14 protein-coding genes and 1 pseudogene are annotated in these 13,810 nt (G+C 73.2%); 6 read left to right on the forward strand and 9 right to left on the reverse strand.

The genetic code is table 11. From position 1 onward, the window contains the following. The 8 genes from AB0G14_RS33275 to AB0G14_RS33310 all read right to left on the reverse strand — a co-directional run. Positions 1-440, reverse strand: a 440-nt coding sequence (locus tag AB0G14_RS33275) for an IS3 family transposase (protein ID WP_357704368.1), incomplete at its 3' end; no start/stop codon positions are given. Further along, entirely contained in the window at positions 437-736 is a 300-nt protein-coding gene (locus tag AB0G14_RS33280) for a transposase (protein WP_088981155.1), read from the reverse strand. The genes AB0G14_RS33280 and AB0G14_RS33275, both read right to left, overlap by 4 nt. Before the next feature lie 279 nt (positions 737-1,015). Further along, positions 1,016-1,639 (reverse strand): hypothetical protein, encoded by a 624-nt coding sequence (locus AB0G14_RS33285; RefSeq protein WP_357704370.1) that lies wholly within the window; start codon positions 1,637-1,639, stop codon positions 1,016-1,018. Between the two features lie 411 nt (positions 1,640-2,050). Further along, the gene (locus tag AB0G14_RS33290; RefSeq protein WP_357704372.1) at positions 2,051-2,410 is read right to left on the reverse strand and encodes a beta/gamma crystallin domain-containing protein; all 360 of its coding nucleotides are present in this window, start codon (positions 2,408-2,410) and stop codon (positions 2,051-2,053) included. 47 nt (positions 2,411-2,457) lie between these two features. After that, positions 2,458-4,782, reverse strand: a complete 2,325-nt coding sequence (locus tag AB0G14_RS33295; protein WP_357704374.1) for a discoidin domain-containing protein — start codon at positions 4,780-4,782, stop codon at positions 2,458-2,460. Positions 4,783-4,800: 18 nt separating this feature from the next. Next, positions 4,801-5,412 (reverse strand): DUF305 domain-containing protein, encoded by a 612-nt coding sequence (locus tag AB0G14_RS33300; protein WP_357704376.1) that lies wholly within the window; start codon positions 5,410-5,412, stop codon positions 4,801-4,803. Between the two features lie 95 nt (positions 5,413-5,507). After that, positions 5,508-6,008, reverse strand: coding sequence for a helix-turn-helix transcriptional regulator (locus AB0G14_RS33305; protein ID WP_357704390.1), 501 nt, complete (start codon positions 6,006-6,008; stop codon positions 5,508-5,510). A gap of 60 nt (positions 6,009-6,068) precedes the next feature. Further along, a complete protein-coding gene (locus AB0G14_RS33310) occupies positions 6,069-6,248 on the reverse strand; it encodes a hypothetical protein (protein WP_357704378.1) in 180 nt (59 codons plus the stop codon). 270 nt (positions 6,249-6,518) lie between these two features. On the opposite strand from AB0G14_RS33310, the gene AB0G14_RS33315 reads away from it, so the two are divergent. From AB0G14_RS33315 to AB0G14_RS33330, 4 genes are all read left to right on the forward strand, one after another. Further along, positions 6,519-6,923 (forward strand): sigma factor, encoded by a 405-nt coding sequence (locus tag AB0G14_RS33315; protein ID WP_357704392.1) that lies wholly within the window; start codon positions 6,519-6,521, stop codon positions 6,921-6,923. After that, positions 6,887-7,063: a sigma factor-like helix-turn-helix DNA-binding protein gene (locus AB0G14_RS33320; RefSeq protein WP_357704380.1), complete on the forward strand. Its 177-nt coding sequence runs from the start codon at positions 6,887-6,889 to the stop codon at positions 7,061-7,063. The genes AB0G14_RS33315 and AB0G14_RS33320 overlap by 37 nt, the downstream gene beginning before the upstream one ends. A gap of 27 nt (positions 7,064-7,090) precedes the next feature. Continuing rightward, positions 7,091-9,940, forward strand: a complete 2,850-nt coding sequence (locus AB0G14_RS33325; RefSeq protein WP_357704382.1) for an AAA family ATPase — start codon at positions 7,091-7,093, stop codon at positions 9,938-9,940. A gap of 135 nt (positions 9,941-10,075) precedes the next feature. Then, complete coding sequence (locus AB0G14_RS33330; RefSeq protein WP_357704384.1) at positions 10,076-11,605, forward strand: DUF1996 domain-containing protein; 1,530 nt, start codon at positions 10,076-10,078, stop codon at positions 11,603-11,605. 239 nt (positions 11,606-11,844) lie between these two features. On the opposite strand, the gene AB0G14_RS33335 is transcribed toward AB0G14_RS33330, so the two are convergent. After that, complete coding sequence (locus tag AB0G14_RS33335) at positions 11,845-12,252, reverse strand: WhiB family transcriptional regulator (protein ID WP_357704386.1); 408 nt, start codon at positions 12,250-12,252, stop codon at positions 11,845-11,847. Positions 12,253-12,470: 218 nt separating this feature from the next. Between AB0G14_RS33335 and AB0G14_RS33340 the strand changes: the two genes are divergently transcribed. Together AB0G14_RS33340 and AB0G14_RS33345 are read left to right on the forward strand one after the other, a co-directional pair. Further along, complete coding sequence (locus AB0G14_RS33340) at positions 12,471-13,295, forward strand: hypothetical protein (RefSeq protein WP_357704388.1); 825 nt, start codon at positions 12,471-12,473, stop codon at positions 13,293-13,295. A gap of 164 nt (positions 13,296-13,459) precedes the next feature. After that, positions 13,460-13,666 (forward strand): annotated as a pseudogene (locus tag AB0G14_RS33345) (IS256 family transposase); the annotation flags it as partial. Positions 13,667-13,810 lie beyond the last annotated feature (144 nt).

The following is a 13,810-nucleotide window of genomic DNA, read 5'->3' on the forward strand; positions in this document are numbered from 1 at the left end:
TAGAGCTTGCCCTCGTCGGTGCGGATCTCGGTCATGTCGCCGCACCAGGCGACATCCGGCGCCGGCGCGGTGAACACCCGCTTGACCAGGTCCGGTGCGGCCGGACGTGTGCCCTGGCGGGTCAGGTTCCGCCGGCGACGCCTGACCCGGGCAGTCAGGCCGGAATCGGCCATGAGCTGCGCGATCGTGTTGTCCGAGACCTGCCAGCCCTGCTCGCGCAGCTCGATCCCGATGCGGGGACTGCCATAGGTGCCGCCCGAGTCGTCGAACACCTTCCTGACCGCTGCCGCCAGCCGGACACGCCGGTCATCGCGGCGGGTTGGCGGCCGGTCACGCCACTTGTAGAACCATGACTCGGACACCCCCAGGGCCCGGCAGGCCACCGCGTGCGGCACGGAATGCTCGGTCCTCTGGGAAGCGATGAAGGCGGCCACGCTCACCGGCCCGTCGCTTCCTTGACCCACAGGACCACGGATCGCTTGAGGACATCACGCTCCATCGCCAACTCGGCGTTCTCCCGCCGCAGCCGGGCCAACTCCGCCCGCTCATCCTCGGCCAACTGTCCGGCAGCGGCCTCACCGCGAGTCTCGCGGTCCCTCTTCACCCAGTTCGCCAGGGTCCCGCTGTTGATCCCCAGGTCACGGGCGACCTGAGCGATCGATTTGCCCGTCTCACGCACGATCCGCACCGCGCCCGCCCGGAACTCCGGATCGAACTGCCGTCTCGTCTCAGCCATGAACCTCTATCCCTCAAGCTCTGGCCTCCACGCTACGAGGGGAAGGGCAGATCGTGTCCGTGGTCCGGGAATGCGCGGGCGGGTTCCCGCACGCCTTCGGGTACCAGGTTCGGCCTGGGCGGTCCAGGGGCGCCGCGAAGGAGGCGGCAATGTCCCGGTACGCGGCGGCTGCCGGCTCCGGCTCGGCAGGTCGAGGGTCATGGCCGGCCGCCGGCTCCGGCCGCTCGATGGATGGCGGATCCGGGGCCGGCGGATCCGGGGCCGGCGGGAACGGGTCGGTCACGGGCCGGGCCGGCTCCGTCGGCTCCACGACGGGCGGCGTCGGCACCCGCTCCGGGACACGCATGGGAGCGGGCAGGCCAAACGTGCGGGGTGGCGCGTCCGTGTGCCGGGCCGGAAGGCGGGGTGCCGCCGATGCGGGCGGCATGGGGACGCGGTGGTGTGCCGCTTCGGGGCTGGCCCGATGCCGATCCCGTCGTCGAGCGCCCAGCCGTTGCCCCCGGCGATGACCTCCTGGTGCGCCGGTGAGGTCTCGCCGGCCACCCGCAGCACGAGCACACCCGCCGGTTCGGCCACGGCATCATCGACGAGCCGCCGCACCACGGCAACCAGCGCCGCCGGCACCGACAAACCCTTCGTGCCGACGGTTGTCGTCCACGGCAGCGGGTCGACGACGACGCTGGCGTCCGATGCGTACGTCCCACCAGGCCGCAGCAGGATGCCGGCCGGCACCGCCTCCGCGACGACCGCCCCGTCGTCCCCGCGCCACCAGAGCCGGGTGTCACGCCGATGCCAGCCGATCATCAGCGTGGACGGCACGCGCTCGCCGGAGAGGCCGACGTGCCCCGCTGGCGACCAGGGCCCGCCGTCGGTGGCCGGGTAGTGGTACACGACGATGTCCACGCCGGACGCCTCAACCAGCGACGCCAACGCGACATCGCCGATCCCCGGACACCAGCCACACCCGGCCCCGCGGACGGGCGAGTCCCCGTACCGCCGCGGCGATGGCGCTCGGGGCACCGGCATGCACGCCGGCCCCGGGGGACGTCACCACCAGCGGCTCCCCCGCCACCCCTGCCGCCGCGCGTAGCATGCGCCGGTACGCGTACGGCGGGTCGCCGGGATGCGTGAGAAGCACCCCGGCGCCCCTAGTGTTCGACCATCGGGCTGCCCGCGGGCGGCACCGGCACCGGTCGCCGGCCGCGAAGCCGCGACAACGTGCCCATGCGGGCAGCATTCCCGAACATGAACGCCGCGTCCCTTCCGGACGTTCGTGGATTGTCCCGCCTGACGCACCGGTGCGTCAGGCGGTCGTCACCAGATCCGCACCTCGTAGACCCTGGCGCCGCCCAGGTTCGTTGCCTCCCATGGCCCAAAGGTCCTCGAGTAGTACCCCGGGCCGGACTGGTAGTTGACCGTCACCTTGTTGTTCCCGGACGTGACCTTGTAAACGCCGCCGATGTCCACCGCCATGGGGCCGGCGTTGGCGAAGCACCGGTCGGTCCACATGTAGCCCAACCAGATCTCCAACTTGAGGAAGTCGGTCCGGCCGGCGCACGCGACCGTGTTGATCGCGAAGGCCGGGCTCGCCGGAAGCCCGAACGTCAGGGCGGCGGCGGCAAGCACGCCAACGGCGAACCTCTTCAGGCTCTTGCGCAGGATCGTCCTCTTCACTGGACTGTCCTTTCTAGACGGGTCGGACAAAACTAGAGGAGCGGTCGTCACCGCACCTCGAGCTCATAAAGTGAGTAGCCGTAGTTCTCCATCCGGCGGTCGGTGGCGACCATCCGTACGTACCGGGCCGGGGTACGGGTCACGGCCACGTCGACGGTTCCGCCGGAGCCACTGCTGGTCCGGTAGACCGTCTGCCAGGTCTTGGCGTCGGCGGAGAGCTCGACGCGGTATTTCGTCGCGTACGCGTCTTCCCACAGCAGCCGGACCCGGGTCACCTGGCAGAGGTCGCCAAGGTCGATCGTGAGCCACTGCGGGTCGGCGACGAAGGCACTGCCCCACCGGGTGGTCGGGTCGCCGTCGTTGGCGTTCGCGACGGCGAACACGCCCGGAGGCTCCACACTGGACGCGCTCGCGGCGCCGGCGACGGCGAGGTTCCGGCCCGAGTCGTTGACCCGTCCCGGCATGGTCGGCGAGGCGGCCGGCGAGGCTGTCGGCGGGGCGGCCGGCGAGGCGGCCGGCGGAGGGACGGCGACCGGCGCCGGCGCGGGCTCCCGCGCGCCCACCGTTTCGGGCTGGAGCGTGCGCGGGGCCGATCCGGGTGCGAGGCGGGTCCCCAGCGGGCTGACCGGAACGGTGGACCCGGTCGGGCCCGGGGTGCCGAACTCCGGCGTCGGTGCCGGCGACGTGGACGGCGCGGACGATGACCGAACCGGCGGTACGGCCAGCACTGGACCCGTGTGCCCGTCCGAGGACGACGCGGGCGGTAACAGAATGCTTCCCAGCGCGGCCCCCGCTGCCAGGACGGCGCAGGCGGCCCGGGCGGGGAGCGGCAACAGGCGCGACGGTGGGCGGCGGTATTCCGGTTCGAGGCTGGCGTACTCGAACGTCGGGTCGTCGACCACCGGCGTCCGTGGGGCGGCGGGCGGTTCTGCGCGGGGCCCAGGCGGGCCGGTGGGGGCCGAGGCCGGTCCGCGCAGCACCACCGCCCGCCGGATGGCCGGCGCCCACCGGTCGGCCGTACCGTCGGGCTGGAGGAGCTCCTCGCCGGTGCGCGCGGTCGCGAACCGATCCGGCGTCAGGTGGGCCCGGCAGCGCGTCTCGGCCGGCATCCGGGCCAGCAGCGCGCCGAGCAGCGGCAGCACGTGATAACCGGGTGGCTCGCCGGGCGCGCCGACGACGATCCTGACCGTTCCCGGCGTCCACGGCAGTGCCCGCACCTGCTCCGCACCCGTCTCCTGCCCCGGCGGCCGCACCCACAGACCGGACTGCGTCACCTCCGCCACCCATCCCTCGCCGATCCTGAGCACGTAGGATTCGACTGCGGGGTAGTCGTCGAGCCCGCGCACCGGTCCGGTCGGCCGGGGCAGGCCCGTGGGCGGGAACACCAGGGCGGTCGCCAGCGGCTCCCACGCGGCGCCACTGGCGTCGACCGCGACACTGGTCGGTCGGCCGTCGGCCGCCAGCACAGGCAACCCGGTGCGAACCTGTACCGGATGCCCCGCCTCCCCCGCCAGGTGGGCCGCCGCCGCGGCGGTCGTGGTGCCCGGCCCGTACGGTGCCAGAACCAACCGCCGGCGCGCACCGGACGGAAGGCCGCCGACGACCGCACGGATCGCCTCCTCGGGCGGCTCGGGGTGGCCGGGCCGCCCGACCAGCAGGACCGGCCGCGCCACGTCCATCGGGACGCTGTAGGCGGGGTCGTCCAGACCGGGCAGCGGTGTGCCCGGCGGATCCGGAAGCAGCCAGATGCCGGCCGGGAGGGGCAGCACCCGGTGGCCCGGCGCCAGCGCGTGCGCGTCCGCGCAGAGCCGGTCGACGTCGTCTTCCCAGCGCGGCCTCGGGCTGCGCCGTCCGGCGAGCGTGGCGGCACCGTCCGGGGTGTGCCGCAGCCATCCGTCGGCGGCGAAGAGGGAGCCGCCGGGCACCAGCACCAGGTCTCCGTCCGGCGTCTCGACCGTCGCCGTCAGTTCCCGGGCGAGCCGACCGGCCAGCTCCCGGCCGGCCGACCCCATGCCGGGCATGGCGACGCGCGCGCGGCTGCCCGGTGGCACCGCGATGGGCAGCACCGCCTCCACCACCGCCACGTCGTCGGCGGTGTCCAGCGGCGCGACGACCGTAACCGCATCCGGCTCGGCGGGCAGCTCGGCCGCGATCTCCGCCGCCGCCGGGTCGCCACCGACGACCGCGACGCGGTCGCCGACCCAGTGCAACGCGGAGCCGATCCGGCGGAACGCGCCGGTGTCGGTGAGCCAGCCCGGCGCCGTCGTCGCACGCGGGCGGCTATCGTGCGCCGACGCGTGATCGGTCGCCGCCTCGGGTAGATGCTCACCGGTCATGGCTGTTAATACGACCGCCGGCGCGGCCACGTTCACGCGATCCGCACGAAGATCTCAACCGACGACGATGGCGGTCAGCCGTTGGCGCTCCGTACGGCGGGTCGCCGCGATTGTCGCGGCCAGGCTCACGGCCGCGCTGTCGCTGCCCGACCGCTCCTCCGCCGCAGCGAGGCGCACGCACTGGTCGCTGTGCGCTACCAGCGCGTCAACGAGCAGGCGGTCGAACGCGACGCCGGAGGACGTGGTCAGGCGTTGCAGGGTCGCCTCGTCGGCCATGCCCGGCATGACGTGGCCCGCGTGCGGGTTGTCGTCCGGCGCCCCGACCCGGGCGAGGATGTCACGCAGTCGGCTGTTCTCTTCCCGGTACGCCTTCTCCAGGTCGAGCGCCAACTCGACGAGCCTGGGCTGACCGGCCCGCATCGCGGCCAGGCCGAGGACGACGAGGGCCCGCTCGTTCAGCGCGATCGTGAGCTGGGCCCACGCGACGTCCGTCCCCGAACCAGCCGGTACGGCGACGGCCGCGGCCGTGCTGGCAGGCGCGACCGGAGCCGGGGCGACCGGGCCCGGCCCCGCGCAGGCCACCGGCCCGGCGGCCATGACGAGCGCGGCGACGGCCGGCAGACCCCTGGCACGTCCCCGGCCGACACCAAGGCGTTTGCGTCCCATCGCCACCTCCGTCGGTTGCCCTGTCGGTTGCTGTTGTGACGGACCGTGCCGGTTGTCGTACACGCCGTCTCGGCATGGGGTCGCTCGGCCTCGGTTCACACGATCCTCGCCTCGGTGCGGTGGCTCACCCGAAGCTTGGCGAAGATATCGCTGACGTGGTTCTTCACCGTCTTGGCCAACCAAAGGCGGTGCGCGATCGCCGCGTTGGACAGCCCCAGGCTGAGCATGGCGAGGATGTCGCGCTCACGAAGGGTGAGACCGCACCGCCGCTGCAAAGCATGCGCACGCTCCAGCCGCCGGCACCCCTCCGCGACGCGTTCGGCCTGTTCCCGCACGGCGGACATGACCACCGCGGCCGCGTCGGGCCACAGCCAGGCCCAGCCGGCGGCCACCGCGCCGACGGCGCGGACGGCGCGGACGGCGCGGACGGCGCGGACGGCGCGGACGGCGCGGACGGCGCGGACGGCGCGGACGGCGCGGACGGCGCGGACGGCGCGGACGAGATCGTCCGCATCGAACTGGCCGTGTACGAGGTAGCCGCGCGCGCCGCGCGACAGCATCGACAGGATGAGAACCTCCGTGGAGTCGCTGGTCACTGACAAGTACGGATGTCTGCGCGGCGAGCGCGGAGACGACGGACAACCCGTCGGCGACGGCTATCCGGTGGTCGAGCAAGGTGACGGCGGGGCGGAACCGCGACGCCAGGGCCAACGCTTGTAGCCGTTCTGCGCCTGCGCCACCACCTGGATGCCGTCTGCGGCGGCCAGCACGCCGACCAGGGCAGCACGGGCGATGGGATCGTCGTCGGCGACCATCACCCCGATCAACGCGATCACTCCGTTTCCGCACCCGATCCGAACCCGCCGTCCATACCCAACGGACGGCGGCAGGACCGCGTTCACCGACTGGAGAACTGCGCGGCGGCACCAGGCTGAACAGTCGCGCGAGGGTGCCGTCATAGGGATAGACCGACACCGATCGGATCGGACCGCCGCAGTGACACGCATCGGAGGATGCATGACAGTCGGAACATCCACGCAGACATCAGGTTGCCACGCACCCGTCGGATGCGACGTGTCGGCGCGGGCCTGGCGCTCGTCCTGAGCATGCCGCTGGGGTCCATCGGCCTGGTCACGTCCCCCGCGTACGCGCATTTCGACGGGCGTTGGTCGAATCTGGATGGACGCGAAGACCGGACCGCCCGCAGTGCCACGCCCGCAGCGCGCACCGAACAGATCCGTGCTCTCTACGACCTGCTGCAGGAAACGATGATGCGGGCCTGGAGACACATCGAACACCTCGACCTCGCCACGCTACGCCCCCTGGCTGCCACCGTCGCACGGCGGATCTCGATCGACGCCGCCCGGGCCCGCCGGGCTCGCCCAACCGAGATCGTCAGCCCGATTCCACCACCCTCCCATCGCACGACGACCCCATCGAGCAGGTCATCGCCAGGCACACCGTCAAGCAGGCGATGGACACGCTGCCGCCCGAGCATCGCAGCGTGCTGATCGAGGTCTTCTACCGCGACCGATCCCGGGCCGAGACAGCCGCCGTACTCGGTATCCCAGAAGGCACCGTCAAGTCACGCACACACCACGCGCTGCGACGCCTACCGGCCACGATCGAGGCCGGACCGTCGATGCTCTGAACTCGTCACGACGGTAGGGTCGCCCGTATGAGCCCAGCGAACCCTGCCGACCCCGACGTCTGGGTCGGCCGCGGCACCGAGCTGGAGGTCATCCGGGCCGCCGCCGGCCGGCTCGCCGACGGGCAGGGTGGCCTGCTCTGGGTCGAGGGCGAGTCCGGCATCGGCAAGTCCTCGCTCGTGGCCAGGGCCCTCGCCGGCGGACCGCACCAGGTGCTGAGCGCGACGGCCGACGAGCTCACCCAGCGCTTTCCGCTCGCCGTCATGCGCGACTGCCTCGGCGTCGCCATGCGTGCCGACGACCCGCGGCGGGCCGAGACCGCCCAGCTGCTGCACGAGCGGCGACGCGGGTCGTTCACCGCACCGGCGCTGGCCGCCGCGACGTACGCCGACATCGAGCTGTTGGTGGCGCTCGTCGACGACCTCGCGACGGAGCGTGCCACCGCGCTCGTCCTCGACGACGCGCAGTGGGCCGACGAGGCGTCGTTGGCCCTGTGGCGACACCTCGCGCTCGGCCAACTTCCGCTGCTGCTGATCGCGGTCAGCCGTCCGGTGCCCCGGACCCAGGCCCTGCTGGACGTGCGGGCGGTGGTCGAGCGGGCCGGCGGCACCGTGCTGACGGTGGGCCCCCTCGGCGCCGACGACGTCGAGGCGCTGGTCACCGACCTCGTCGGCGGGCCGGTCGGGCCGCGGTTGCGCGAGCTGGCCGGGCAGGCCCTCGGCAACCCGCTCTACCTGCGCGAGCTGGTCGACGCGCTGGTCCGCGAGGGCCGGGTCGGCCCGGCCGGCGAGCGCGTCGAGTTGTCGCCGGTGGACGATCGGCTGCCCTCCTCGTTCGCTACGCTCGTCACCGACCGGCTGCGCGTCGTGCCGGCCGGCGCGGCGGGGTTGCTGCGGGCGGCGGCACTGCTCGGACCGGTCTTCTCCGTCAGCGATCTTGCCACCGTGCTCGGCACGCCGGCGTCGGAGCTGGCCGGTGAGCTGCTCGAAGCGTCGGCCGGGGGCATCCTCGTCGGCGCGGGGACCGAGATGGCCTTCCGGCACCCGCTGATCCGGCAGGCGCTGTACGACGGCACACCGGCCAGCTTGCGGGCGGCGCTGCACCGGCAGGTGGCGATGGCTCTGGCCGCGGACGGTGCCGACGCCGAACGGGTAGCCGAGCAGTTAATCGCCTCCGGCCAGTCGGGCGACGACGCGGCCCGGGCCTGGCTGGCCAGCGCCGAGTCGACGCTCACCGCGCAGGCTCCGGAGGTCGCGGCCGACCTGCTCCGGCCGGAGGTCGACGGTGGCCGCAGCGACGACGGGCTTCGCGACCAGTTCGCGGTGGCGCTGGCCCGCGCGCTGTTCGCCGCTGGACGCTACGAGGAGGCCGCGACCCGGGCGTACCGGAGCGCCACCACGGCGGCCCACCCCGACCAGCGCACGGAGGCACACTGGCTGGCCATCCGGTCGCTGGCGGCACTCGACCGGGGCGAGGAGGCGGCCGAGGCGCTGCGGCGGGCACTCTCCTCGCCGGACCTGCCGGCCATCTGGCGCGGGCGGCTGCTGGCGCTGCGGGCCATGTTCCAGCGGGCCACCGACGGCGACCTCGACACCGCACAGGCGCTCGCCGAGGAGGCGCTGGCGATCGCCGAGCGGGCCGGCGACGCGTACGGCGTGGCGTACGCCCTGACCAACCTGTGGCTGATCCTCGGCGTGCGCCGCGACCACACCGCGGCACTGCGCTGCGTCGAGCGGGCCCTGGCGGTGCTCGGCGACGTGCCCCAACACGCCGACCTGCGCGCACTGGCGCTCGACAGCCGAGTCTTCAGCCTGCAGAACCTGGGCCGGTGGGCGGATGCCGAGGCCGCCCTCAAACAGGCCCGTGACACCGAACGGCGCTCCGGATACGCCGTTTCCACATCGCACATCACCACCGCCGTCCACCGCTTCTGGGTCGGGCAGTGGGACGACGCCCTCGCAGAGCTGGGCTCCATTTCGGACGAGACCGGCGTCGTGACGTACTCCGGACTGCGCGAAACCGGGCCGGCGCTCCTCGCTCACGGCGTGGCGGCCCTGATCGCGGGCCGGCGCAACCAGCGCGACGCCGCCGCGGAACACCTGCGGGCCGGGCTGCGTTTCGGCGACGACGCCGCGGGTGTCCGGGAGAACCGCGACTTCCTGGCCGCGGCGCACGCGCTGGCGCTGGAACAGGCGGGTGAGCCCCAGCGCGCCATCTCGGTGCTGTTCGGCGCTGTGCGCCGCCGCCGGGGCGAGATGACGCTGACCCACCAGTGGCTGGCGGACCTGGTGCGGCTCTGCCTCTCCTGCGGGGACCGGTCGGGGGCCGAGGAGGCCGTCGAGATCTGCGCCGCCGAGAGCAGGTCGGAGACGACACCGGCACGGGCGGCTGCGGCGGCCATCCGCTGCCGCGGCGTACTCGACGGCGATCCGGTGCCGCTGCGCGAGGCGGTCGAGATCTACCGCGCCGCCGGCGTCCTCACCGAGTTGACCGGCACGCTCGAAGACCTAGCCGCCGCCACCGCCGGGCGCGGCGCGGCGGACGAGGCGCGGCGGCTGCTCACGGAATGCACCGCGCTCTACGAGACGTTCGGCGCCGAGTGGGACATCCGGCGTGCCGACAACCGGCTGCGGGCATACGGGGTGCGCCGCGGGGTCCGCGGACCGCGCGGCCGGCCGACGTCGGGGTGGGAGGCGCTCACCCCGACCGAGCGAACGGTCGCCCAGCTCATCGCCGAGGGACTGCCGACGACCGCGATCGCCCAGCGCCTGTACCTGTCCCGGCGGACCGTGCAGACCCACGTCTCGCACATCCTGGGCAAACTCGGGCTCCAGGGCCGCGTCGAGATAGCCCGCGAGGCATACCGCCGGGCGAGCTGACCCGCACGGGCCCGAAACCGGGACCATGCTGGGCCGCCGGCCGGGACCTTGGGCTCATGACGGCACGCGCGGTGGTCATTACCGTCCCCGGGTGCGCGCCGTGCGTCCCGCGCGGCACAGGTCCCCGGAGGCAACATGGCGCAATACTCGCATTACAGCAAGCGTCGACGGCTGTGGACGCGGCTGGTGCCCGCGTTCGCGGCGACCGCTGTCGGCGCGTGGCTGATCTCGCAGACGCTCGTGGCCGGTGCCGACGAGGTCCCGCTGAGCGCCGGCAAGCAGGCCACGGCCTCGTCCGCCGAGGCGGGCTGGCTGGCCGCCGGCAACGCCGTCGACGGCCGCACCGACACCCGATGGTCCAGCGCGTTCACGGACGGCCAGTGGCTGCAGGTGGACCTCGGCGCCCCGGCTGACATCGACCGCGTCGTGCTGCGATGGGATCGGGCCTACGCGACCGCGTACGAGATCCAGCTCTCCACCGACGGCAGCGCCTGGACCACGGCGCACTCGACCGCGGCCGGCAAGGGCGGCACAGACGAGGTGACGGTCGACGCGCGGGCCCGGTACGTGCGGATGGCCGCCGGCAAGCGGGCCACCGGCTGGGGTGTCTCACTCTGGGAGTTCGAAGTGTACGGAACCCCCGGTGCCGCCAGCCCCACCGCCGCACCGTCGACGACCCCGCCGGTCACCGCACCGACCACGGCGCCAACAGGCACGCCCACCACACCACCGGCCGTGGATCCGACGACCTCCTCCCCCGGGCAGCCCGGACAGACCACCCCGCCGAGAACCGGCTGGGTGCCCGCCCCGAAGCCGGTGACCGGAGTGACGCCGGCGACCGGCAACCCACCCCGGCAGGCGCACCGCGAGTTCCAGGCCAACTGCTCCTTCAGCCACCGGGCACCCGACGACCCGATCGTCTTTCCCAACCTCCCCGGCGCGTCGCACGACCACACGTTCCTCGGCAACACCACCACCAACGCCGCCACCACGACCGCGTCGCTGCAGGCCGGCGCCAGCAAGTGCACCGTGCCGGCCGACAAATCCGCCTACTGGATGCCCACCGTGCTCAACGGCGACCGCGCGGTGATCCCCGACTTCCCGCAGGTCATCTACTACAAGTCCGGCATCCGCGACTACCCGAGCGTGCGGCCGTTCCCGACCGGCCTGCGCTTCCTCGCCGGCAGCGCGACCGCGACCGCGACCGAGTTCAAGGGCTCGCGCGGGTACGTGGCCGGCTGGGAGTGCGGCGACAGCTACCGCAACGTGACCTTCCCGGCCCACTGCCCCGCCGGCACCCAGCTCAACGTGCGCTACCAGGCGCCCAGCTGCTGGGACGGGAAGCACTTGGACTCACCCGACCATCGCAGCCACATGGCGTACCCGGTGAACGAGGTCTGCCCGACCAGCCACCCGGTCGCCGTACCGATGATCGAGTTCAAGATGGCGTTCCCCGTCTCCGGAGACATGTCGAAGGTACGCCTGTCCAGCGGCGCCGCGTCCACCTGGCACTACGACTTCTTCAACGCGTGGGAGCCACCGGTGCTGGCGGCGCTGGTCAAGCACTGCGTCAACGGCGGCCGGCAGTGCGACGCCCGCGGCTACGACCAGTTCGACCCCGGCGCCGGCGCGGCGCTCGGACCCGACTTCCGTCCGCGGGTATGAGGTCCCGTCCCGGCGCATAGCCGGGCCTCACCGCCGGCCCCCGGGCGTGGTTCCGGGGGCCGGCGGCGCTCAAGCGCGCGAACGGCGACGCGGGCGCACCATGAGTGGCCGCCGACCCGGTCGGGCCGCCCGCCTCAGCGTTTACGGGGCGCGCTTCACCACCTCGTACGCCCGTGGGTAGCGCCGACTTTACGGCCGTAAGCTCAGCTCCGTGGGTCCGAGGCCGCGCACCGACGCGGTCAGCCGACCGAGCGTCCCGTCATGGGTTCCGCCCCTGACACCGCGAGTACGGCGGCGGTCGAGCCGAGGTCGACGCCGCATCGTGTCGCGCACGCGGTGCCGCAGAACCGCGACATCGGGCCGAACATCGCCCGAACCGGCTCTACCGCGCACTGCTCGCAGACCAGCGCCACCAATCGGCGACGGCTGCGCTTGACCATCAACAGGTACCCGGCGCGGATCACCCCGACATCGTCCGCGGCGACGGCTTCGGCCAGGCACTCGTCACGCACCGGGCAGGACAGGCACGCGCGGACCGCCTCGACGCGGTGCTCACCGCGCTCCGTCCACCAGCTCGGATCCTGACCGGCACAGGCGGCCCGCTCCCACCATCCGGCGTCGACACCACCGAGGCGCTTCCAACCCATGAGTCACCGTCCGCTCTCCAGTCCCCCACTCATGGAGACGATCCACGCTCGGTCATCGTTCACGGCCGGCTCGCCGCGCCGAGGCCACGGCCGGTCCCATGAACGCAGCACCGGCCACGTACGTACTGGATTTATACGCCGCCGGATCCGGCACGGCCCTCCTACCGAGGGTGTGGACGCCGAGGCAGCGACCGTCCGAGTTCTGGGAGTGAGGCAGCGTGGAGGAGCAACTCGATCCGCTGGTCAACCGGTGGCACGACCTGGTGCGTCCGCGCGTCATCCGCAGCCACCGCCGGGCGAAGGGGCGGCACCGGACGGTGGCAGTGGCCGCCCTCGTCCTGGCGACCGTGACATCCGGCGCCGTGGTCAGCGAGGGCTGGCCGGATGGCCCCATCCGTCCACCGCTTCGCGGTGCACCGCCGCCGGTCGGCGCCATCGCCGACTCGCTGGCCACGACGGCCGCCGGGCAGGGCGCACAGGCCGGCCCTACAGCGACACCGCCGTCCGCGGCGGCCAGCCCGCCGCCGCGGACGCCGACGTCGTCCCCGACGCCGTCCCGGCTGCCGCGGCCCTCCCTGCCGCCCACGTCCACCTCGGAGCCGACGACCGGTCCGGGCCGAGGGGCGGCCAGCACGCCGCCACGAACCACCTCGCCACCGCCCGCCGTCTTCGTCCCGCTCCGCATTGAGGCCGAGGCCCCGACGAACGTGGTGTCCGGCGGCGCCACCGCCGTCCCGTGCGGCCCCTGCTCCGGCGGCACCCGGGTCGGGTACATCGACGCCGCCGCCAGCGTCGTCGTCATCGCCGACCTGCCCACCTCCGGTCAGCGAACCGTGCGCGTCACGTACGAGACCGACGGACCACGACAAATCAAGATCAAGGCGAACGGCGTGCAGGTCGATACGCGATGGCTCGACGGAGACGGCTGGGAGTCACCGCGATCCTTCACGTTCACCGCGATGCTTCCGGCCGGCCCGCTGCGGCTGGCGTTCTACAACGACCAGTCGCCCTCGCCCGACATCGACCAGGTGACGATCAGCTGAGGTCCCGGAACTGTGCCGGCTACCGGTGCTGGACCTCTGGCCGAGATCTGGGGCACCGAAGACAAAACCCACGCCCTCGCCGCGTAACGGTTCACCGATCGACGGCGCCAGGTTCGGCAAGGCATAGCCACATCACCCACGACCTCGACGAGTTCCTGACGATCCACGGCCACCCGGCCGGGCACTGGGTGCACCTACGCACCTCCAACTCGATCGAGTCCACCTCCGCCACCGCACCCGCGTCACCAAAGGCCCAGGCAGCCGAGCCGCCGGCCTCGCCGGCGTCCAAACTCATCGAGGCCGCCCACGACCGGTGGCCAACCGTCAAAGCACCCCACCTCGTCGCCCTCGCCCGCCCCGGCGCCACCTTCGCCAACGGCCACTCACCGAACGCCCCAAAGACACCCGTGGCCGCGAAGTGAGCAATGCTCGAAACCTGTGGATGAGCGTCGGGAGGCGTACCCTCCCGGCGACGCTCCATGTCCAAGGAATCGAGTAGAGCCCGCGCGCCAACG

It is taken from the genome of Micromonospora sp. NPDC023814, from assembly GCF_040639595.1.
Lineage (GTDB): Bacteria > Actinomycetota > Actinomycetes > Mycobacteriales > Micromonosporaceae > Micromonospora.